The following is a 21,011-nucleotide window of genomic DNA, read 5'->3' on the forward strand; positions in this document are numbered from 1 at the left end:
CATTAAGTTGTACACTTAACCTACTATTGTTATGCGTTTAACAAATCCTGTGCACCGCGGTAAATAATATCATACAAGTCTTCCAGATATTCTTCCTCGATGCAGGAGAACGCGACTCGGAGGTCGTGCTCACCCAGCGCAATCGTTCCAACTCCATATTGCTCCAGCAAATGTGTACGCAGCCGCTCGGCGGACAAGCCGTTCAGCTTGAGACACATGAAATAACCTGAATTGAAAGGATAATAGCTCCAAACATCTCCGTATTTTCCGCTATCCAGCAATGCTTTGACTTTATTAGCCCGTCCCTTCATAATTTGGAACTTTTCTTGCTTTTGCTGCTCAAAATCAGGAGATTTGAGGGCATCCAGTACGAAGGTTTGGGACGGGTGAGGGCCGCTCGAAATCGTTGCCCGTATAATCCCCAGTACTTTTTGCTCCAGTGCGTTCAGTACATCCTGGTTCTCGGAAGCAAAGGTAATAAATCCGACACGGAAACCCCAAACGTATTCTTCTTTGGTGGCTCCGTCGACTTTGACTGGTAAAATTCTCGGATGAAGTCCAGCTAACTGACCAAATAGCGATTCATGCAGGGAGTCCTCGAAGAACAGACCAAAATAAGCATCGTCTGTCACCACCACAACATTGATGCCTGCCTCTGCTGCTTCCTGAATGGCAGACACAATTGCTTTGCCCTCTTCGGCGCCCGGTGTATAGCCAGTTGGATTGTTCGGGAAGTTCAGTATAACGATTGCTTTGCCGTACTCTTTTTGCGCGAGCAGCGCATCACGCAACCCCTCACTATTAAAACGGTTGTCCTCCGTGAACAACGGGAAATTCACCAAGCGTCCATGACGGCGAATGCCGAATGTCAGCTCATAATTTTCCCAGTTTTTGTCCGGATAAATGACGGCATCGCCTTCATCTGTGAACAGGTCGGCAACGATACTCAAACCGTGGGTCAGCGCGTTCGTAACTACGGGAAGGCCGAAGCCTTTTCCAGCCAGCGAAGGGTTTTCCTTCAGCATTTTATCGCGCCATACGCTACGCAGTTCAGGCTTGCCCGCAGGGGGAGCATAAGGATATAGATCCTTGGGACTGTAAGCAGACAGCTTTTCCTGAATAACCTGCAAATGCATAGGACCATTGCCTTCAATAGCAATACCGATCGTAGCATTATATTTTTTGGCCATTTTTCCGGCTTCGGCAGATTGGCTCAAAATTCCTTCTTTTGGAAAATATATTTCTTTGCCTAAAAGGGATAGCATTTGATATACATGCTCGTTGCCTGTCTGAATATTTTGGTTTAACTGTGCTACCAGTGGATTCATTCCCGTTTCCATCCTTCCAAGTCATTTTGATTACATATTATAGCATTACACTCGGTAAGCGTCACGCAAAAGCATTAAGGGGACGTAACTGAAAGTAAGCGACTTAAATTGAGGATGCCAAATTTTCTGTGGTAGTAGCGATATGATCATAGGCTTTTTTTAATTCACTCATAGCATCCGAATTGTTGGAAATCTGATCCGTGATATCTTCAATTTTTTGCATCATCGACGACATTGCTTTTGCAATTTCATTTATTTGAATGAAGATGTCTTCTGCGGATAGTTTGCTGGAGTCAGCCATTTTTCTAACTTCATTGGCGACCACCTCAAAGCCACGTCCCTGTTCACCGGCTCGGGCAGCTTCAATGGCGGCATTCAAACCTAGCAAATGAGATTGAGAAGCAATATCCTTGACCACACTAGTGACTGATTGGATACTTTTGAGCTGATCTCTGACTACTGCAGATTCCGTATTCAACTTTGCCATATGGTCTACAATCAGCTTCGAAGCTTCCAATACCTCATCAGTGTTAGCAGTCATTTCCTCCACCATTGCTATCAGCTCTGCCGTACTTTCCTGAAGAACGGTTTCGCGTTTCGTGATGTCAGTTGCTATCTTGATGACTGCTTAGACATGATCTTCTTTAAGGATAGGCATATAAGTTGCCTCTAGTGTTAACTTTCTTCCATCTTTTGTAACCCGTACAATTTTATCTTGAAAGGCTCTTCCTTGACGCAAATTACTCCATAAGTCAGCATACGCATGACTGGATACAAATTCTTGCAAGCAAAGCTTGCTGTGATGAATACCAACAATTTCATCAACCTTATATCCCATTGCACTAGCGAAAAGTTCATTGGACCAAGTGACTTGTCCTTGCGTGTCAAACATGATCATGCCTAAATTGTTTTGAATGGTTGATAAAACAGCCAATCGTTGATCAGTTGTGTCTTTGTCTTGCATGAATACTACACTCTCCTTGAGGTACCAGTACCTGATTTTTGATGTACAAATGTTGTCTGCGCTGCTGTTCTTTGCAATCCTGCTCCAGACGGTGCCAGCCCTCCTAAGATTCGGAGAGAGTAGTGGTATGCGGGAAGAACCCGCTCGTCAAAGATTAGCCGCTGAGCTGTTGCTAGCGAGCCCCTTGACGGATCCATGCGGCGCAATGCCTGAATGTTCAAGGACACTAAAAAAGCACTTAACGACCGCTATATTTTATCAAGCTCTCGCGCAGTTCGGCAAGTTCCTTTTGTACATTTTTGCGTATTGGCGGCGCTGCGCTTATATTATTATTTAACGGGATAGAGAACATCCAAAGAATAGCAAAAGGAGGTGCAGATGTTGCTGGATATGTCTGCGTCATCGTTTATCCTGCTGCCCGCCTTTGCCAAAATTGTATGCGAGCCGGGCTGGAAATGGCAGGTGCGTGAAAAGCCGATGCCAAACTATGATTTATTTTATGTATGGAGCGGAGAAGGGACGGTTGAATTAAACGGGGAAGCCTATTCGGTGAGCAAAGGCAGCTGCTTCCTGTTCAAGCCCGGGGATGATACCCGTGCCACACATAACCCGCAAAAGCCGCTTATACTTACTTATATTCATTTTGATCTTTCCGAGCAGCCGAAGCTCATCCCAGCAAGCTACCGTATGCTGGAGGAAACGTTCGAGGTGGAGCATATGCTTGCCAGATATGTCCGTCTGCGCTTGGAGCGTGCTTATGGAGCTGAGGAGGAAGGCAGGCTGATCCTGAAGCAATTGATGATTCATCTGCTGCGTGCCGACCGTAAGGAGCCGCAGGAGCAGCAGGCTAGCAACCAGCTTACCGAGGTCATTCGGGAAACAGCCAACTATGTGCGTCAGCATCCGGGGCTTCCTCATCGTGTCGAGGATTTGGCAGCACGGGCAGGGCTGTCGCCTCGTTATTTTTCAATTAAATTCAAGGAACTGCTGGGCGTTTCCGCGCAATCTCATATTATCAGTATGCGGATTGAGCGTGCGCAGCATCTTTTGCTGCATGCCGGAATGAATGTGACCGAGGTGGCAGAGGCTTTGGGATACCGTGATATCTTTTTCTTCAGCCGTCAATTCAAGCAGTATACAGGGAAAAGTCCGTCCGAGATCAGGTAGAGCCATGACGGTGGACGAGCTGTTTCAGATTTGGGCATTATTTGAGTGCTATCAATTTACAAATGAGGATTTTGCAAAATCCTGAAATAAAAAGATAACACAAAAAGGACTCAGGCAGTAATTGCCGGGTCCTTTTTGTATGGGTAGCTGCAACGCACTGGCGGTAAACCCGGTTACGCTTTAGCATCATGGCGGAAGCAACCAAGACGTTGTCCCATTTTTACCACATCGCCCAGCTTCAACGCAGGGTCTGGTTCAAACGTCCCATTTTCAGTCAATAGAACGACAGTTGATCCAAATTCGAAATAAGCGAGATCGTCGCCTTTTTTCCATGAAACGGCTTGATCATCCGTATACTTGATACTGCTCACGTTCATCGCGCCAACTTTGACGAGGGCCACCTCACCGTATTCGTGGGCAATGTACGTAATCTGTCGTTCATTACGGCTAAGAACTCCCCTCATATGCTGCAAACCGAAGTCATTTACGGGGTATACCTTGCCGCGCAGATGCTCCTTCTCTACCAAAGTACCGGATACCGGCGCATGAATACGATGATAATCCGTCGGGCTGAGGTAGAGCACATAAGCATAGCCGTGTGTGTACTTTTCAAGACGCGGCGAGCGGTTAAGCAGCTCATCCAGCGTATAATCCTGTCCTTTGACATTCAAAAGAGTGCCAGACGTAATTGGTCCAGTAAAAGTAATCCGTGCATCCACCGGACTGGTCATCACCTCGGCGTTCGTATCAATCGGGCGCATGCCCGCTTTCAATTTGCGTGTAAAATAGGCGTTCAGAGAACGGTATGCTTTCCATTCCTGTTCCGCCTCATGCGTCTGGATCTGGTACGTACGTATAAAGGTGGGGATAAAAAGTCGGCTTGCACCGCTTTGCGCGAAGGAGCCCACAATCCGGCACACCCACTTGCGCGATGATAGCTCCGTCATGAGCCGCAGCCATTGTTTTGCCATTTCAGATCCCCCTGTTCATTTCCGAGCTGTCTTGGCCGGAACCTGTCCGGCCGCTCTGAATTATATTGACACAGAATGTGACGTAAATCAATACAGTGGACGGCCCGGTGAACGTTCGGTGTCTGCTGAAGGCATCCGTTCCAGAAGCCAACGGGCGTAAGCCATTGGCTGAGTGTACGTTTCTTTCCAGACATTGTTCATGCCTGCCTGCCTGAAGCCGTAGCGCTGGTCGCGACCGTTGCACTCGATAAAAAAAATGTTGCCCTCTTGGGTGATTCCCAGATCCAAACCGACGTCAGCGAGACGGGGAAGGCTCTGTGCCAGTCGGTGAACGATTTGTAATGAGAGTCTCTCCAGTTCATTCAGCAAACGGGCTATATTCGAGGTTTGAGCCGCCTGTGCCTGTGACAACACCTGCGGTAAAGAACGGGCTGTACCGCCCTGTGCCACATTGGATACAAAGGTGTGGGAAGGGGCAATTTTGGCAAACATGCCTGTCACCCCCCAGATGCCGCCATATCCACGCTGAACGGTCACACGGATATCAAAGGGACGATTGTCGTACAAAGCAAGCGGTATGGTTTCCTGTACGATGTGAGGCACATGCAGCAGTCGCTTGTGCAGAAATAAAGGCAGTTCTCCGACATGTAAGCGTAGCGTGGACCAGCGCTCAGGTCTAGCGGGATGAGCACATTGCAGGGTCCAATGCCCACGGGAATGCCGCAGACGCATAATTCCTCTGCCAACACTACCGCTGCTGGGCTTAATTACAACATCACCGGTTTGCTCCATCAGAGAATGGATTGAAGACAGGTTGCCTTGCAATGTTTTGGGGAGGTGGGGGCGTAGCAACGGGTCTTCCTGCAAAATCGCGTGTATATGGTCCTTGCGGAAACGGTTTTGTTCATTAAAAATATAGATTCCCTTTTGTACCAGCCTATTGATATCGCTGGCATTTTCATTATGCCGATAAAGAGTTCGATTGTGGATGACTGGCGGCAACGGAAGAATCATCTGCCGATACTCGTTGCCGTGTTTAACAAAAGCCCGGCATGTTCGAGTCATTATATGAATATTCTCCAGACGAAGAAAGCAAGGGATGAGCTCATAGCTTAACCCGGCGTCCTCGTAATTGGCGATGGATTCATATCGCGTCTTCATGGCGGGAATGCCCCGGTAGGTTACCGGGTTGAGCATGACGCCGACATGCAACATGAGTATGTCCGCCCTCCTTATAGTCACTCCAACTGACCATACTGTAATTCTAGTCCATCATATGTATCAATGATTGGCCAGGCATGGACGTTAGCCTTGCGGTATGCCCAAAGTGAGAAATCAGGCACCTTTCAGAGAAGGAGACGATATGATACCAGATGAGTGTTGAAGGGTGTTGGAATAAGAGAGGGAAGTAGGTGAAGGATGGATGCAGAGGCCCAAGGTAGCGGTCGTTACACCGGGCTCTTTTGTTATACCTTCGTCCCGCAGCAGCTCTGTGGAGCGGGTTATTGCCTGTATGGTTCCACTGGCCAGTCATGTGCTTCAGGCACAGATCTATGGGATCAAGGGAGCAGAGACACCGGACCATGGAGACGTGGACGGTGTCCCATGCATGCGTTATACGCAAGGGGCAGGCTATATTCCCGAGGTCATTGCTGACTTGAAGAGATGGTCACCTGCAGTCGTAGATGTACACAACCGCCCGACTGCTGCGTATGCCATTCGCGCGGCTTTGCCTGATAGCCGAGTGGTGCTGACCTTGCATTCGACCACCTTTATCCGCGAGCCCCATCTCAAACAAGAAGACGTAGGCAGACTGCTGCTGCCGCTCGATCGGATCGTCGTGAACAGCGCCTATTTGGGGGCCATCGTCGCCGCCAATAGTCCTGCTGTTGTTAGGGAACGTATCGTCGTAAACAGCCTGGGTGCTCACCCCGGTGATTTTCTGCCACGCTGGACCCCGGTAGGAGAAGCGGTCAGAGCGGCGCGATTGGACGATTTCGGCTGGTCAGGCCGACGAATCGTGCTATACGCAGGCAGATTGATGCCGGGGAAGGGGGTTCACCGGCTGCTCAAGACCCTGCGCCGAGTCGTCCGCACGTGCCCGGATGTGCTGCTGCTCATTGCAGGCAGCGCCTTTTACGGTCACAACCGTCTCACACCGTACACGGCTTCGTTGCATCGGCAGATGCGTAAATTAAGATTGGGAAAGCACGTCCAATTTCTGGACTATGTTCCCCATCCGGCGTTGGCCTCGTTATATCAGCTGGCCGACGTGACGGTCGTTCCTTCGGTGGAGGATGAAGCCTTCGGGCTGGTCAATCTGGAAGCTATGGCGGCAGAAATGCCCGTGGTTGCTTCCCGTATTGGCGGCATTCCGGAGGTTGTACAACACGGCGAGACGGGCTGGCTTGTTGATCCATCCCCCGGAGAGCGGGAAATGGCTGCGGCCATCATCGGACTGCTTCGGCAGACGGATTTGCGGCGGCGGATGGGAGAAGCCGGGCTTGGTGAGGTGCGGAGACGGTTCTTATGGCAGCATTCAGCACAGCGATGGGCGCAAATTATGCTGGATTGTGTAACCGAGTGACGTGGGCGCCTTTATGTGCATAGGCTAACTTATAGGCATTAGCCATGATTCCCAGCCGGGTGAATGAAGCGGAGCGACCGCTGGTTCACTCCTGTGCTAAAGGAGCGGTCACTATGAATCATCGTACGAACCATGGTCATAAGGATAAAAAAACAGTGCGGCGTAACCTTCCCGATGCAGCCCCCTCCCCCCGTGTAAGCAAGGATAAAACGGCTTCGACTTCTGGCACTCATAGACCGATACAGCGTGGAGGGTCAGCAGAACCCGCATCCGTAGAAACGGAACCCTCGGTTCAAACTGTTGAAGAAGTGGTCAGGAAGAAACATAAGCTGCCCAAGACGCTGGAGGAAGCGATGCTGATGAATCGGGCATCTGTATTGCTGTTGTCTGTACCTGATTCGGATACGGAAATCGAGACGGATAACGACCTTCCATCGATCACGACAGAAGGTCAGGCTGAGCAAGAATCGTTACTCGATTGCTCCATTACCAGTATCCACATTGCAGAAGGAAAACATCGCTCCAAGCAGCGAATGGTCTTGCCCGGGGAAGATGCCGGTCCAGATATCCACGCTGACGAACATTTGAGAGTGGATGCAATTCAAGACGGATTATCAGCCTGTGACGAGGCTTCTGATCCAGAGAGGGCTTCGTCTCAATTTGGCAGCATTCCTTTTTACCTGCCCGCCGCAACGGACAGGGACGAAGTGAGCATTGTGTTCAAAAAGCCATTTATAAATACCCGATATGTAGTCACAGCCAATGCAAGTGTGCCGGGGGTGATGGTAGCTGTTACCAAACGTCAGAGGCATTCAGCGGTACTTACTGTGGAACGCGAACACTCGGGTCCGACATGTGAAGGAGTGATCCTGTGGATCGCGATGGGATATTGAAGGCAGAGAAAAAGGCGTCCCGCTGTGGGAACGCCGTATATATAAGGAGGGAGGGGGTAAACTTGTAATATCTGAGGGGATGTGTCCAACAAGCTTATTTTATACCTACAGCATCAAAGGACTTAATGGCAGAGGTTACCGCTATTGAATCCTCACCGTAGCTATCCTTGGCCGCCTGAATAACGGCAGCACGCGTGGTGGAGAAGTTAGAGGTCGAAGTCAAATAGTTAGTAAAGGCATTATAGTAGATATAGACGGCAGCATCACGTCCGATTCCATCTACCTTGATTCCATGGAAGGTCCCGCCCTGTGCCAGTAGATAGTAGGCTTTATTAATAATACCGCTATTGATGTGGGCCCCGCCATAATCCTCGTTATTGGGGTCAGGATAAAAATTGCTGTAGTGATCTACTTGACCGTACTTGACCGGATCGGAAAGGGAGCGGATGGCGTCACCCTTAATGTTAGGTGTATAAGCGACTTTGCCAAAATCCCAATTGGTACGATCGATGTCATTGCCGATAATATCCGAGATGGCTTCGCTCAGGGCAGCAGGTTCACCGAAATATACCAGCCCGGATGTATGCTCGGTTACACCGTGTGTCAGCTCATGGGCGACAATTTCAAGGTCGCTGCTGAAAGGGGCAAACAATGTGCCGTCTCCATCCCCGTAGAGCATATGCGTTCCGCCCCAGTGGGCATTATTGTAGTTCTTTGGACCGTAATGGACGGCCGAGGCGATGGCCATGCCATGCCCGTCAATGCTGTCACGCCCAAATCTATCTTTGAAATAATCATAAGTGCGAATCGCGTAAGCATGGGCATCTACAGCAGCCGGATCTTCCCATACGTTATCTGAGTCTGTATACAGGGTGCCGGGAAGCGTCTCGGTGTTGTGAACGTTATAAGTTAAAATGCCTTTGCCACGGGTAGTATCCTTTAGCTGGTATTTCTTGCCCGAAGCGGTGGTTTCAAATGTTTTGGTATCGCCAAATACACCGCGTCCTTTGCCAATGACTTCGTTAAGGATGTCATATTTGTATACGATTTTTCCGTCATTAGCGTCAATGAAGTAACGTGTGCGCAGTAAAGTAGGCTGCAAAATGTTAACTTCAGTTACATAAACGAGACGAGTTGAGTCTCCATCGGGATAGATATACAACTCTGCTGTAGGGTCTACGCTCGGTTCCAGATTGGCGATTTTGGCAATAGATGAGGATGAAGGCTCTGCCACTTCCAATTTGCTGTTCTTCAGCTCAGCTGCTTTTTCCAGCTCCAATGTATCGTTATCAATTGAAATCGATAATTCATTGTTAGATGCTTTTCCATAAGTGTCTTTACTTACATTACTTGTGTTCTCGATAGGTTCAGAAACAGTATTGACGGAGGAAGAAAGCGACTGAATCCGTGTAGCTGCATCTTCATACGCGGTATATACGGCCTCAGTAGCGCTGATTTTTAGAGTTGTGTTTTCTTTAGCGTCAGCTTGCTGATCCTCTGAAATGACAGCTCCCAAATAAGAGGTGATTTTACCGGACTTGTTCACATGGATTGTTTGTTCGGCTCCAAATACGGGAATTCCGTCCACATACTGTTTGAGCCGATAATGCGTTGTGCCAAATTTGTCAGTGGTTCGATCCATGATGCGAAATTGCTTACGGACACTGGTGCCGTTGTTGATATTGTCCAAGCTCATTAACGTTTTCTGTTGTCGATTCAAAAAGCTCCAGACTAGGTCGTCACCAGTCACCGATGATGGAGACTTCCAGCTTACCGTTTGAAATGTTGGTGCAAATTGAGTTGGAGCGGGAACAGCATTTTCAGCTGCGGAGGCTCCAGGAGCGGCAGCACCTAATAACATCGCTGCTCCAAGAAGTGAAACCCATACCTTGTTCATGTAAGACTCACTCTCCCTAGATAATGTGGGATAAAAATATCCGGTTTGAATAGGTGTTGCGCCATGTATGTAGGTCTTGCATGTCTCGGCTCTGATATTAGCACAGAGAATGTCGAACGAGAAGATTTGTTTTACAAAATAAACCAAAATGATTCATTAGTCCCAAAATGTTAATGGAAATGTCGTATCCGATCGAAATATATCGAAAAATACGAGTTGGGCTAACTCTCGCATAGCCATTTTAGGTATAGAAAAAAGGGGCAATCCTTGAAGAGATTGCCCTAGATATAGGGGGAAGGGGTGCAGACTTGCACTGCACCCCCATTTTTTTGACTGCTTTCGAGTAGGATCAAATGAGGGCTGTGTAGCAGGTGTCTAATCTCTTGGATGTGGAGCAATTGCGAGGAACACAGGATATCATTTATTTGATTCCTACCGCATCAAAGGATTTAATAGCGCTGGTTACGGCTAGCGAATCAGCACCATAGAAGTCCTTGGCTGCCTGTATAACAGCAGCGCGTGCGTTAGAGAAGTTGGAGGTAGAGGTCAAATAGTTGGTAAAGGCATTATAGTAAATGAATACAGCCGCTTCGCGTCCGATACCGGTTACCTTTACACCATGGGACGTACCACCCTGTGCCAGCAAATAATAGGCTTTGTTAATAATACCGCTATTCGTATGGACTCCGCCTTCATCATCATTGTTAGGGTCCGGGTAGAAATTGGAATAATGATCCGGCTGGCCAAAGCGTGTAGGATCGGACAGGGAACGCAGAGCGTCGCCTGGAATGCCCGGCGTATAAATGCCATCGCCAAGGAGCCAGTTGGCGCCGTCAATATCGTTGCCGATAATATCCGAGAAGGCTTCATTCAGTGCGCCTGATTCGCCATAATACTCCAAATTAGAGGTGAACTCTGTAACACCGTGGGTGAGTTCATGTCCTACGACATCGGGATCACCGCTGAAGAAGGTAAATGTGGACCCGTCCCCGTCTCCGTAAGTCATTTGGGAACCATTCCAGAAGGCGTTGACGTATTTCTTACCGTAATGGACGGTCGAGCGAATTTGCATACCACGTCCATCAATACTGTCGCGACCGAATTTATTTTTGTAATAGTCATAGGTTTTAATAGCGTAAGCATGGGCATCTACAGCCGCAGGATCATTCCATACATTATCTGCATCCGTCATAATCGTACCCGGAGTTGTCTGGCGATTATTGGCGGTGTAAGTTACAATCCCATTACTGCGTGTTGTGTCTTTCAACTGATATCCATTGCCTGAGGCAGTAGTCGTGAACGATTTGGTTACACCGTCCACACCGCGGCCGGTACCTGTCGCGTGGTTGAGGATATCATACTGGAATACGATTTTTCCGTTTTTCGCATCAATGAAGTAGCGTGTGCGCAAAGGCGCAGGTTCAAGAATATTAACCTCTGTTACATAAACCAGCCGCGTAGTCTCACCATCAGGATAGATGTATAATTCTGCTTTGGGTTCTACACTTGGCTCCAGATCAGCAATTTTGGCAATGGAGCTTTCTGCTTCTACCGTCTCCATCTGACTATCTTTCAGCTCGTTCGAGTCCTCCAGACGTAGTTTGCTTTGGTTAGTGGGGGTTGAAAGTACATTGTTATCTGTCACTGCGTAAGTATCATTACTTACACTGACTTGATGCTCACTGACTTGATTCTCACTAGCCTCAGAAAGGCTATCATGGATGGATGGGAAAGATTGAATTCGGGCAGCGGCTTCTGCATATGCGGTATAAACGGCTTCAGTAGCGCTGATTTTTGGAGTGGTATCTTCAGTCGCGTCTTGCTGTTGATCCTCTGAAATGACAGCCCCCAAATAAGAGGTTACTTTACCGGCGTTGTTCACATGAATGGTTTGTTCAGCCCCATATACGGGAATCCCGTTTACATACTGCTTGAGCCGATAATGGCTTGCACCGGATTTGTCGCTCGTGCGATCAATGATGCGGAACTGATCACGGACACTGGTGTTGTCTGTATTCAATAAGGTTTTCTTTTGTCGATTCAAATAGCTCCATACAATATTGTCGCCGGTTACCGAGGAAGGAGCCTTCCATTGTTCAGCGTGAAAAGTCGGTGTTAGCTGAGTAGGATCAGGAACAGAATGTTCTGCTGCTGATGCACCTGGTGCTACAGCCCCTAATAACATCGCACCTCCAAGAAGTGAAACCCATACTTTTTTCATTAAAAATCACTCTCCCAAGTGTGTAGTTCAGGATCAACCGTATCCTGATTTTATTTAGGCATGGTCGCCATCTATGCAGGTCTTGTTGCCTGTTGCTTTGTTGTTTGAGTAAAACGAGATCACCATGGAAAAATAAACCTATGCAAAAAAAAGTTTTATTTTTTTTTGTGATTACATCGTCTTGGCTCTGATATTAGCACAGAGAATGTGGAACGAGAAGATGTTTATTCCAAATTACCCCAAAATGAGTCTAAAGTCCCTAAAATAATTTGTATTTGTCTTATTTAGTCGATAATGGTCGAAAGGTGATATAGACAAAAAAGGGCGTCCCTTTGAGGGGACGCCATATACATAAGGGGGGATAGACTTGTACGCTGCACCCCTAAGTCGTCATTGTATGCGCAGGGGCAGATGACAGTTGTACAACGACAAAGGTCTGTGGACGAGGACCTTTGAGAGGATCATGTATTTGATTTAGTTAACGCCTACAGCATCAAAAGCTTTGGCTGCTGCGGTAGCTTGTGCCGAGCTCGCACCGTAGAGATCTTTTGCTGCTTGTACAACGGCATCACGTGCATTGGAGAAGTCAGAAGAAGAAGTCAGGTAGTTTGTAAAGGCGCTGTAGTAAATTTGAACCGCTGCATCGCGGCCAATCCCATTGACAGTTACACCATGGAAGGTGCCGCCTTGTGCCAGCAGATAATAGGCTTTATTAATAATGCCGCTGTTGGTATGAACGCCGCCGTTATCGGAGCTGCCTCTGTACAAGTTCGAATAGTGATCCGGTTGATCATACAGTGTAGGATTGGACATAGAACGAAGTGCATCACCCGCAATGCGTGGCGTGTAAATATCATCGCCTACAAGCCAGTTTTTACGCTGGATGTCATTGCCGATGATGTCCGAGAAGGACTCGTTCAACGCACCGGATTCTCCGTAATATTCCAAATTGGAAGTATACTCCGTAACACCGTGCGTGAGTTCATGACCAACTACATCGGGATCACCGCTAAAAGCGATAAATGTGGTGCCGTCCCCGTCTCCATAAGTCATTTGGGAGCCGTTCCAGAAGGCGTTGTTGTAACGATTGCCGTAATGGACTGTCGAACGGAGCTGCAGGCCTCGTCCGTCAATGCTGTTGCGATTGAATTTTTCCTTATAATAATCATAGGTTTTGGCTGCATAAGCGTGGGCATCCACGCCGGCTGGATCATTCCATACGTTATCGGCATCGGTCAGGATCGTGCCTGGGATGCTTTGACGGTTGGAGGCCGTGTAAGTCACGATTCCGTTGCCGCGGGTTGTATCTCTTAACTGATAGCTGCTGCCGGAAGCGGTAGTGGTGAACGATTTGGTATCACCGAGTACACCTTTACCTGTGCCTGTCGCTTCATTAATGATGTCATACTGGGATACGATTTTGCCATCATTGGCGTCAATGATGTAGCGTGTACGCAGCGGCGCAGGCTCCAAAATATTAACCTCTGTCACATAAACCAGTTGCAATGCATCGCCCTTAGCATAGAAATACAGCTCAGCTTTAGGAGCTACCTCAGGTTGCAGGTTGGCGATTTTCGCAATGGAATTGGGCTCTGCCTCCACCGCTTCAATTTTGCTATCTTTCAGGTCAGCCGCTTTCTCAAGACTGAGCTTGTCCTTTTCAATGGAACTCGTTTTTCCGTTGTTAGCTGCTTCGGAGTAAGTGTCTTTGCTTACACTGCTTGGCTCCTCCGCATCTTTAGAAATCGTATCATCAGAGGTAGGGAGGGCTTGAACCCGTGTAGCTGCCTCCTGATATGCGGTATGGACCGCTTCAGAAGCGCTGATTTTCGGAGTTGTACCTTGCGTAGCTTCTTCTTGCTGATCCTCAGTAATCACGGCTCCCAGATAAGAGGTCACTTCACCGGATTTGCCCACATGAATGGTCTGTTCAGCTCCATATACGGGAATCCCGTTTACATATTGCTTCAGCCGATAATGGCTCACACCGGATTTGTCGCTTGTGCGATCTACGATACGGAATTGATCACGGACACTGGTGCTGTCCGTACCCAGCAACGTTTTCTTTTGCCGATTTAGATAGCTCCATACGATGTCATCACCCGATACCGATGAAGGTGCTTTCCATTGTTCGGCATGGAAGGTTGGCGTAAGCTGAGCTGGCCCCGAAACGGAACTCTCCGCTGCTGATGCACCAGACGCTACAGACCCTAATAACATCGCTCCTCCAAGAAGCGAAACCCATACTTTTTTCATTAACATTCACTCTCCCCGATTAGTTGTCAGGATGAATCATCCTGCATTGACTAGGCATTACGCCAATTAGGTAAGTCGTGTTGTCGTCTGGAACATGAAGAAAATGGAACGTGAAGAGAAATACCAAAGTGTGTTTTTCGTGAAGTTTTCCGTGAAGTTCTCCATGAAGCGTGAGTGAAAAGAGGGGGACTGCAGGTGAAGCGTATAACCTAAAAAGGTGACAAACTCCTCCTTTCCTGTCGTATATTAGAAAGTGGAATAATAGTGGATAATGGAAAAATGTTTTCTTATGCAAAAAAAACAAATGCTGTTTTATTGAACTCCCATCATCTGGCTCTGATATTAGCACAGAGATTGACGGACGAGAAGATCTATGTCACAAATTTATCCAAAATGAATCTTTAGACCCTTATAACCCATTTATTTAATGGGATTAATGAGTTTTGTAAAAAAAAGTCGAAAATTGCTTTGTCGAAAAGGCTCCACGCTTGCCGTTACACACGGTATTTGGACCGCATAGGTTATGTTGAACTGTCCTAATCACGCTGTCCATCTATACAGCTATAAGGGAGGTGAGACGGGAGCATGAGGAAGCGGAGAAGAGGTGGATTCAAGCTCAATCGCAGGCGGCATTCCGGTGCCAATCCTTACTCAAAGATGCGGCTGCCGATAAGAGTCCCCAAGCTGCATATGAACCCGATAAGTCCTGTCAATGGGGAGAAAGCGGACGTGGAAAAAGGCGTACAGACAGGTGAGGAGCGACCTTCTGAACCATCAGCGAGTGGCAAATTGCTCGTATCTGTCATTATCCCTGCCATGAATGAGCAAAAAACGATCAGAGCTGTTATTCGTGAGGCACGCCGTGTCCACCCACGTACTGAAGTTATCGTGGTCGAGAACGGATCAAGCGACAGGACGGCCAAGGTGGCAGCGTCGGCAGGGGCGCGTGTGATTTCCTTCCCGGAACCGCTGGGACATGATGTGGGCCGTCGGATTGGAGCGGAGGCAGCTTCCGGGCAGGTACTGCTTTTTCTGGATGGCGATATCGTCATTCCCTGCGTCAGACTCCGACCATTCATACAGGCTGTAAGCGCAGGAGCAGATATTGTGCTGAATGATTACCATGGACCCGTGAATCGTACGTCTGTACATCCGGTGGTTGATGCAAAGCATGTATTGAATATTCTGTCGAACCGTGTTGATTTAGGAGGGGCATCCATGACGGGTATTCCACATGCCATAAGTCAAAGGGCCTTGAAAAAAATAGGTCTAAAGTCGCTGGAGAATCCCCCTTTATTTCAAGCTATGTCCATCGCCTCCGGGTTGCGAGTGATGACTGTATATGGAATAGCTGTCGGTAGAATGAATGCAACACGCAAAAAACAAAACGGAAAGGACCCGCTGGTGGATGTGATTGTACAGGATCATCTGGATGCTATTGCCTGGATTACATCACATCTGGGAACACGTGCGGGATTCACCGATTTGCAACGCAAACGGATCAGAGACGAGGTGAAACCGTGAGCAGAGAGTATCGCAGGGGGAAGCGTGACGACCCAAGCCGGGGAATCAGACGTGTACAGCGAAGACAAGGATCGACGCATTCAATACACAGCCGCAGGGTGAGGAAACCCGCACCTCGGGGAAAGGAAATGACCGAAGTGAACCTGCCCCGGAAACAAGAAGCTCCCGAGGGCATTGTACTGCAGGGAACAGCGGCAGCCGTAGTCAGTGTCAGTAATGAGGAGTCGACAATTGACCAGGTGCTGGGTGAGTTGGAAAAACTTCCGCTTAAGGACATCATTGTCGTTTTGAACGGCTGTACGGACGGCACACGCTCCATCGTAGCGAAGCATCATCCTGGCGCGACTCTCGTCAACATGCCGGATCGACTGGGGCATGATGTCGGGCGTGCTGTAGGTGCGCGTATGACGCAAGCTGATATCGTGCTGTTTGTGGACGGAGATTTGCCGATTCCAGCGTCTGACTTGCTCCCTTTTCTCCACGCGGTTGATCAGGGAACGGATGTGGCGCTTAACGATCTGTGCAGACACTTGCCGCCCTATGCACAGCAGGACAGCGTAACACGGTGCAAAGGCTTCCTGAACCGCATACTGCGCAGGCCGGATCTTGGAGCAAACTCATTGACCGCTGTACCGCACGCCTTGTCACGACGCTCGCTGGATTTGCTTGGTCCGGCCATGCTCGCTGTTCCGCCAAAGGCCCACGCCATGGCGGTACTGCACGGTATGATGGTGGCAGCCGTACACTCGGTCGACGTCATTAAAACGAACCGCAAGCGGACCTTCAATACCGGCAAAGGAAACGCGATGGAGCAATTGATCGTCGGTGATCATGCGGAGGCGCTGACGGCGGTATTGAAGGTAGCTGGCGCTTCTCCGTTCGGTCCCGTTCCTACACGGGCAGACGTCGCCAAAGGGAGGAATGCACGATGAGTGTGACGAGCATTATTATCCCGACTTATAACGGCCTGCATCTGCTCAAGCCGTGTATTGAGGCGATTCGGACGCATACGGTGGATGTACCTTATGAAATCATTGTAGTAGATAACGCTTCAAATGACGGCACGGATGCTTTTTGTGCAGCCGAGCGTCTGATCAGCGTGCGTCTTCCCGAAAACCGGGGGTTTCCGGCAGCTTGTAATATGGGGTTCCGCCTGGCTTCGGGTGACCAGCTTGTCATATTGAACAATGATGTGACAGTTACGCGAGGATGGCTATCCAATATGCTGGCTGCATTACAGAGCGAAAGCACGGTGGGACTGGTGGGGCCGGTGACCAATTATGTTAGCGGTATTCAGCAAATTCACGGATTGGCAGGGGATTTCGCCAGTTGCATGCGATTTGCAGAGCAAAATAATACAAGTAATCCGTCCAGATGGCAGGAGGTCAAGCGATTGGTCGGATTTTGCATGTTATTCCGGCGCGAGCTGGTGGAACGGATCGGATCGCTTGATGAACGGTTCAGTCCCGGACATTATGAGGATGACGATTATTGTTTGCGGGCACGCGTGCATGGCTATAAACTGCTGATGTGTAATGACTGTTTTGTTTATCATCAGGGAAATGCGAGCTTTTCGCGCGAAGACCCTTCATGGAATGAAGAGTTGATCGAGCGGAACTATCGTTTATTTATAGAGAAATGGAGCATAGATCCCAGAATGTTTATCGAAACTGGAAACGTTGGGGGATTACACGCTGAACATGCTGTCGAAGGAGGAGGGAAGATATGAAAGGGGTTATTCTCGCAGGAGGAACCGGGTCGCGCCTTCATCCGTTGACTTCATTGCTCAACAAGCATCTGCTTCCGGTCGGCAAATATCCCATGATTGTGTATGGTATCGAAAGGCTGCGACAGGCAGGAATCAGCGATTTGCTTATCATTATTGGCAAACAATCGGCTGGACTGTATACCGATTTTCTGGGCAGCGGCAGCGATTATGGTGTCCAATTGACATACCGGATTCAGGAAAAGGCGGGCGGCATTGCGGAAGCACTTGATCTAGCAAGAAGCTATATGCAGTCAGAAGAAAAATTCACTGTTTTGCTGGGGGATAATTTGTTCAAGGAGGACCTGGGCCCTGTCATCGAACGGTTCAAGCAGCAGCCACCGGGGAGCGCCAGAGTATTGTTGAAAAAGGTGGCAGATGCTCGTCGTTACGGAGTACCGGTGTTTGATCCCAAGCGGCCGGAGAGCATCTCAAAAATTGAAGAAAAGCCAGAAAATCCCCAATCAAAATATTGCGTTACTGGTATTTACATGTACGATACTGCCGTATTCGATAAGATCAGGCAAATTAATCCTTCGGCACGCGGCGAGCTTGAGATCACGGATGTCAACAACTGTTATGCCGCTGAGGGCAAGCTGGAATATGATATTTTACGGCGATACTGGAGCGATGCAGGAACCTTCGATTCCCTACAGGAGGCTGGAATAAAAATGAAAGGGCTTCTGCCCTGATCTCGGGTGAAACACCATTCGGCCGGACCAGGCATATAGTATAGGCAATAATGCCACCCGGAGGAGTGAACGGCATGAAACGCCTGAGTATACGAAGGAAACATAGCAAGCGGCTCGGTAAGAAAGGCTATTGGGCAGGATATAAAAGGGGTAGGGAGCAAGGCAGCAGATTTGGCCAGGCTTCGTTCGGCAAGGTGTTTGAAGGCGTCAGCATTATCATTCCGTCCTGCAATCAGCTTCATCAGCTTCGAGCATGTATTCACCGTATTGAGGAGCATACGAGCCATCCTCATGAAATTATTGTGGTGGACTCCGGTTCGACGGACGGAACACGCACCTATTTGCTCCGTAAAAGTATCGCTGTGCGTTATGCGCTGCTAAAAAAGGATGTTCATATGCTGGGCAACCTGAATCAGGGACTGATGATGGCAAAAGGCACAACCATTGCGGTACTGGACCCGCATGTTATGGTGACTCCCGGCTGGCTGGACCGTTTGCTGGAGTGCTTGTACAGCGATCCGCGGCTGGGGGTCATCGGGCCTGTAACGAATGGTCCCTTCGGAGCGCAGCAGATTGAGGTTCCTTATATAAACAAAAACGAAGCATTTCCGTTTGCCAAGACCTACAATATTTCCAACCCGGCCGCATGGCGAGAAACTGAGAGCCTGGCCGGATTTTGTTTACTGCTGCGCAGAGAAACGCTGGAAAAAACGGGGTACTGGGACGAAGGCTGTCACAGTAGTCAGGAAGCCGCTGAAGATTGGCTGCTGCGTGTTCGCTTGCTGGGGATACGTATGGCAATTGCCGGAGATGCTTTTATTCATTACGCAGGAAGTGATCGGGATACGGTCTATGCTTTTCTCCAGTCGACCGGAAAAAGCGGTTCAATGGAGGAGAGCAGCCAGAACCGATCCTTTTTTGTCCAAAAGTGGGGGGACATGAATAAGCTGCTCCACAGTCAGAAAATCGGCACAGCGAAGCCGGATGAACAGTTAGCATCTGCGGAAGAAAGACGTGTGTCAGCGGCAAGCTTCTATCCCGTAGGAGCGCTCGTTCAAGGACCGTCCGGTGCAGTGTTTCGGTTAGAGCCGGGAAGAAGGCGCTTTCTGCAGAGAGTTCGTGCTGCGGGGAGTGAATACGTAACTCCCGTCAGAATATCCCAGCTTGATCTGTTGGCACTTCCCCTGGTGCCGAAGCCGGAGGTTTTGGTTTCCGGTGATACAGAAGTGCCTGTAGTTGTACCGCCGGAGGAGCCCATTCCTGTGCTGGCGGCTTGCGAACCGGAAAGCATGCCCATGCTCACTACGCATAATACCCCGGCTCAACGCAAGCAATGGATTGAGGTACTGTATGCCGAAGGCAGACAACTGTATCAAATCGGGAACGGCTGGAAAAGGCCATTCCTTACCCCCTATGCAGCCATGAGCTGGCGGGCGGCTGACTACCGAATTCAGTTGTTGTCCCCTGGAGATTTGTCCGCGCTGGTGGAGGAGCGGCCTATTATTGCGCCACCTGTGCTGCACAGGCATCTATAATGATCGGAAATAGGCGCTTTTAGGCGGAACCGACTACTCACTGTGGCATACGCTGTAGTAGCGGAAAGCCCGTAGGTATTCGTGGGTTTCGCAAGGCGGAGCACATAAAGGAGGGGCTTATGCATAACGAGGTAGATGAGTTGCTAGTTCATATTTCACATTCGCAGCAACAGATGTCAAGGTTGTTGGATGCGGAACGGCAGGTGGTCGTGCGTATGGCGCAGATCATACATGAACTGCCGGATGAGGAGCCGCGTTTTGACGGAATTCCTGGCATTCTGGAAGGCTCGGGACAAGTAAACAAAAGCATTGTTGCCTACTTGAACGGTATTGCCGATCTTCAGGAAGCAATGGCTGAAATGCTCGTTCGTGTCGTGAAAGAGACGGCATACCCGGAAGAGGAGTAACGTACCAACCGAGGGTAGGGAGTGAACACATGAGTAGGGAAAAAACAATGATTCATATGCTGGATTCAGCTTCCAAAATGCAAAGGAACGTGTCCATGATCCTGGAGGCCAAGGCGGTCGAAGCGGAAAAGATGCGTAATTGGGCGCTAAACCATCTGGCGCCCAACGCATTTGATACCGATGAAGAGCAACTGGGACGGCCACTGGAAGTTCACGAGCAGATGGTGGAAATGCTGGAGGGACTCACCCGCCTTCAGACTGGACTTTGCAGCAATCTTAAAGCATTGCTGGATCAGGATGAGCAGCAGGGTGGAGGAATGGAAGGGATGCTGGGAGGAATGGGCTCGGGGGATATGAGCTAATGAGCATGAGGCGTGAACGCGAGATCAAGCTGGATATGCTGGAGTCTATTGCTTCCAGCCAGCACGCCGTCGCCCGGATGCTGAACAGTCTTGCGGACTTAACGCCCCATGCGGATGTGTCGGCTACCCGTCTGGAGGAAACCATTCGGATACTCAGCAACTACCAGGGAGAAATCACGCAAATGCTGGCAGGTATTCCATTAAGGCGGCAGGTATATGGAAAACCGGCGCAGCCGTGGCTCCATATTCCTGTTCAAAAAAATGAAGCGATCACGAGAAAGCGAAGGAGGAATGACAATGAGTATCAGATGGGAACGCTTCTTTCGGAGCAAAGCCCGCAAAAGACGCAAAGCTGCCCGGCGTTCCAGCATTCGCAGATTAAAACAGAGAAGAAGACGCCTGCTTGCTCTAAGACGTCGATTTGCTCTAAGACGTCGTAGAA

The 21,011-nt window shown here is 49.2% G+C and carries 19 protein-coding genes; 11 read left to right on the forward strand and 8 right to left on the reverse strand.

The window, feature by feature from the left end; translation table 11 throughout:
• Positions 1 to 29 precede the first annotated feature (29 nt).
• The 3 genes from KQI_RS0116290 to KQI_RS29330 form a co-directional block, all read right to left on the reverse strand.
• Positions 30 to 1,328 (reverse strand): aminotransferase class I/II-fold pyridoxal phosphate-dependent enzyme, encoded by a 1,299-nt coding sequence (locus KQI_RS0116290; RefSeq protein ID WP_010347888.1) that lies wholly within the window; start codon positions 1,326 to 1,328, stop codon positions 30 to 32.
• Between the two features lie 103 nt (positions 1,329 to 1,431).
• The gene (locus KQI_RS29325) at positions 1,432 to 1,881 is read right to left on the reverse strand and encodes a methyl-accepting chemotaxis protein (protein WP_010347889.1); all 450 of its coding nucleotides are present in this window, start codon (positions 1,879 to 1,881) and stop codon (positions 1,432 to 1,434) included.
• 75 nt (positions 1,882 to 1,956) lie between these two features.
• The gene (locus KQI_RS29330) at positions 1,957 to 2,292 is read right to left on the reverse strand and encodes a PAS domain S-box protein (protein ID WP_010347890.1); all 336 of its coding nucleotides are present in this window, start codon (positions 2,290 to 2,292) and stop codon (positions 1,957 to 1,959) included.
• 381 nt (positions 2,293 to 2,673) lie between these two features.
• Here KQI_RS29330 and KQI_RS0116305 point away from each other — a divergent pair, with 381 nt between their 5' ends.
• Positions 2,674 to 3,459: a helix-turn-helix domain-containing protein gene (locus tag KQI_RS0116305; RefSeq protein ID WP_010347892.1), complete on the forward strand. Its 786-nt coding sequence runs from the start codon at positions 2,674 to 2,676 to the stop codon at positions 3,457 to 3,459.
• A gap of 173 nt (positions 3,460 to 3,632) precedes the next feature.
• On the opposite strand, the gene asd is transcribed toward KQI_RS0116305, so the two are convergent.
• Positions 3,633 to 4,430 (reverse strand): archaetidylserine decarboxylase, encoded by a 798-nt coding sequence (asd, locus tag KQI_RS0116310; RefSeq protein ID WP_010347893.1) that lies wholly within the window; start codon positions 4,428 to 4,430, stop codon positions 3,633 to 3,635.
• Positions 4,431 to 4,517: 87 nt separating this feature from the next.
• On the reverse strand, positions 4,518 to 5,645 hold the full coding sequence (locus tag KQI_RS0116315; protein ID WP_010347894.1) for a YheC/YheD family endospore coat-associated protein: 1,128 nt from the start codon (positions 5,643 to 5,645) through the stop codon (positions 4,518 to 4,520).
• 208 nt (positions 5,646 to 5,853) lie between these two features.
• Between KQI_RS0116315 and KQI_RS0116320 the strand changes: the two genes are divergently transcribed.
• Positions 5,854 to 7,017 (forward strand): glycosyltransferase family 4 protein, encoded by a 1,164-nt coding sequence (locus tag KQI_RS0116320; RefSeq protein WP_010347895.1) that lies wholly within the window; start codon positions 5,854 to 5,856, stop codon positions 7,015 to 7,017.
• Positions 7,018 to 7,130: 113 nt separating this feature from the next.
• Positions 7,131 to 7,910, forward strand: a complete 780-nt coding sequence (locus tag KQI_RS0116325) for a WIAG-tail domain (RefSeq protein WP_010347896.1) — start codon at positions 7,131 to 7,133, stop codon at positions 7,908 to 7,910.
• Positions 7,911 to 8,004: 94 nt separating this feature from the next.
• Here KQI_RS0116325 and KQI_RS0116330 read toward each other — a convergent pair whose 3' ends face one another.
• The 3 genes from KQI_RS0116330 to KQI_RS0116340 all read right to left on the reverse strand — a co-directional run bounded on the left by KQI_RS0116330 (position 8,005) and on the right by KQI_RS0116340 (position 14,284).
• Entirely contained in the window at positions 8,005 to 9,807 is a 1,803-nt protein-coding gene (locus KQI_RS0116330; RefSeq protein ID WP_010347897.1) for a M4 family metallopeptidase, read from the reverse strand.
• A gap of 421 nt (positions 9,808 to 10,228) precedes the next feature.
• Positions 10,229 to 12,028: a M4 family metallopeptidase gene (locus tag KQI_RS0116335; RefSeq protein WP_010347898.1), complete on the reverse strand. Its 1,800-nt coding sequence runs from the start codon at positions 12,026 to 12,028 to the stop codon at positions 10,229 to 10,231.
• A 474-nt stretch (positions 12,029 to 12,502) separates the two neighbouring features.
• Positions 12,503 to 14,284 (reverse strand): M4 family metallopeptidase, encoded by a 1,782-nt coding sequence (locus tag KQI_RS0116340; protein ID WP_010347899.1) that lies wholly within the window; start codon positions 14,282 to 14,284, stop codon positions 12,503 to 12,505.
• 585 nt (positions 14,285 to 14,869) lie between these two features.
• On the opposite strand from KQI_RS0116340, the gene KQI_RS0116345 reads away from it, so the two are divergent.
• The 8 genes from KQI_RS0116345 (at position 14,870) to KQI_RS0116380 (ending at position 21,009) form a co-directional block, all read left to right on the forward strand.
• Complete coding sequence (locus KQI_RS0116345) at positions 14,870 to 15,808, forward strand: glycosyltransferase family 2 protein (RefSeq protein WP_010347900.1); 939 nt, start codon at positions 14,870 to 14,872, stop codon at positions 15,806 to 15,808.
• Positions 15,805 to 16,740, forward strand: a complete 936-nt coding sequence (locus tag KQI_RS0116350) for a glycosyltransferase (protein WP_029390195.1) — start codon at positions 15,805 to 15,807, stop codon at positions 16,738 to 16,740. Before KQI_RS0116345 ends, KQI_RS0116350 begins: the two co-directional genes overlap by 4 nt.
• Positions 16,737 to 17,537 carry a glycosyltransferase family 2 protein gene (locus KQI_RS0116355; protein WP_010347902.1) on the forward strand — a complete coding sequence of 267 codons (801 nt, stop codon included), beginning with the start codon at positions 16,737 to 16,739 and terminating at the stop codon, positions 17,535 to 17,537. The genes KQI_RS0116350 and KQI_RS0116355 overlap by 4 nt, the downstream gene beginning before the upstream one ends.
• On the forward strand, positions 17,534 to 18,265 hold the full coding sequence (locus KQI_RS0116360) for a sugar phosphate nucleotidyltransferase (protein ID WP_010347904.1): 732 nt from the start codon (positions 17,534 to 17,536) through the stop codon (positions 18,263 to 18,265). Before KQI_RS0116355 ends, KQI_RS0116360 begins: the two co-directional genes overlap by 4 nt.
• Before the next feature lie 74 nt (positions 18,266 to 18,339).
• Positions 18,340 to 19,800 (forward strand): glycosyltransferase family 2 protein, encoded by a 1,461-nt coding sequence (locus KQI_RS0116365; RefSeq protein WP_010347906.1) that lies wholly within the window; start codon positions 18,340 to 18,342, stop codon positions 19,798 to 19,800.
• A 119-nt stretch (positions 19,801 to 19,919) separates the two neighbouring features.
• Positions 19,920 to 20,207: a hypothetical protein gene (locus KQI_RS0116370; RefSeq protein ID WP_010347907.1), complete on the forward strand. Its 288-nt coding sequence runs from the start codon at positions 19,920 to 19,922 to the stop codon at positions 20,205 to 20,207.
• Positions 20,208 to 20,236: 29 nt separating this feature from the next.
• On the forward strand, positions 20,237 to 20,569 hold the full coding sequence (locus tag KQI_RS0116375; RefSeq protein WP_029390196.1) for an alpha-helical endospore appendage domain-containing protein: 333 nt from the start codon (positions 20,237 to 20,239) through the stop codon (positions 20,567 to 20,569).
• The gene (locus KQI_RS0116380) at positions 20,569 to 21,009 is read left to right on the forward strand and encodes a hypothetical protein (RefSeq protein WP_010347910.1); all 441 of its coding nucleotides are present in this window, start codon (positions 20,569 to 20,571) and stop codon (positions 21,007 to 21,009) included. Before KQI_RS0116375 ends, KQI_RS0116380 begins: the two co-directional genes overlap by 1 nt.
• Positions 21,010 to 21,011: the final 2 nt, after the last annotated feature.

Origin of the sequence: Paenibacillus peoriae KCTC 3763 (assembly GCF_000236805.1) — a bacterium.
GTDB lineage: Bacteria > Bacillota > Bacilli > Paenibacillales > Paenibacillaceae > Paenibacillus > Paenibacillus peoriae.

What these genes read in the sequence shown, in the direction of transcription:
- KQI_RS0116370 (WP_010347907.1), top strand. Translation starts at nt 19,920, where the DNA reads ATGCATAACGAGGTAGATGAGTTGCTAGTTCATATTTCACATTCGCAG.
- KQI_RS0116345 (WP_010347900.1), top strand. Translation starts at nt 14,870, where the DNA reads ATGAGGAAGCGGAGAAGAGGTGGATTCAAGCTCAATCGCAGGCGGCAT.
- KQI_RS0116335 (WP_010347898.1), bottom strand. Translation starts at nt 12,028, where the DNA reads ATGAAAAAAGTATGGGTTTCACTTCTTGGAGGTGCGATGTTATTAGGG.
- KQI_RS29330 (WP_010347890.1), bottom strand. Translation starts at nt 2,292, where the DNA reads ATGCAAGACAAAGACACAACTGATCAACGATTGGCTGTTTTATCAACC.
- KQI_RS0116320 (WP_010347895.1), top strand. Translation starts at nt 5,854, where the DNA reads ATGCAGAGGCCCAAGGTAGCGGTCGTTACACCGGGCTCTTTTGTTATA.
- KQI_RS0116325 (WP_010347896.1), top strand. Translation starts at nt 7,131, where the DNA reads ATGAATCATCGTACGAACCATGGTCATAAGGATAAAAAAACAGTGCGG.
- KQI_RS0116315 (WP_010347894.1), bottom strand. Translation starts at nt 5,645, where the DNA reads ATGTTGCATGTCGGCGTCATGCTCAACCCGGTAACCTACCGGGGCATT.
- KQI_RS0116290 (WP_010347888.1), bottom strand. Translation starts at nt 1,328, where the DNA reads ATGAATCCACTGGTAGCACAGTTAAACCAAAATATTCAGACAGGCAAC.
- KQI_RS29325 (WP_010347889.1), bottom strand. Translation starts at nt 1,881, where the DNA reads ATGGTGGAGGAAATGACTGCTAACACTGATGAGGTATTGGAAGCTTCG.
- KQI_RS0116380 (WP_010347910.1), top strand. Translation starts at nt 20,569, where the DNA reads ATGAGCATGAGGCGTGAACGCGAGATCAAGCTGGATATGCTGGAGTCT.
- KQI_RS0116360 (WP_010347904.1), top strand. Translation starts at nt 17,534, where the DNA reads ATGAAAGGGGTTATTCTCGCAGGAGGAACCGGGTCGCGCCTTCATCCG.
- KQI_RS0116365 (WP_010347906.1), top strand. Translation starts at nt 18,340, where the DNA reads ATGAAACGCCTGAGTATACGAAGGAAACATAGCAAGCGGCTCGGTAAG.
- KQI_RS0116340 (WP_010347899.1), bottom strand. Translation starts at nt 14,284, where the DNA reads ATGAAAAAAGTATGGGTTTCGCTTCTTGGAGGAGCGATGTTATTAGGG.
- KQI_RS0116330 (WP_010347897.1), bottom strand. Translation starts at nt 9,807, where the DNA reads ATGAACAAGGTATGGGTTTCACTTCTTGGAGCAGCGATGTTATTAGGT.
- KQI_RS0116375 (WP_029390196.1), top strand. Translation starts at nt 20,237, where the DNA reads ATGAGTAGGGAAAAAACAATGATTCATATGCTGGATTCAGCTTCCAAA.
- asd (WP_010347893.1), bottom strand. Translation starts at nt 4,430, where the DNA reads ATGGCAAAACAATGGCTGCGGCTCATGACGGAGCTATCATCGCGCAAG.
- KQI_RS0116355 (WP_010347902.1), top strand. Translation starts at nt 16,737, where the DNA reads ATGAGTGTGACGAGCATTATTATCCCGACTTATAACGGCCTGCATCTG.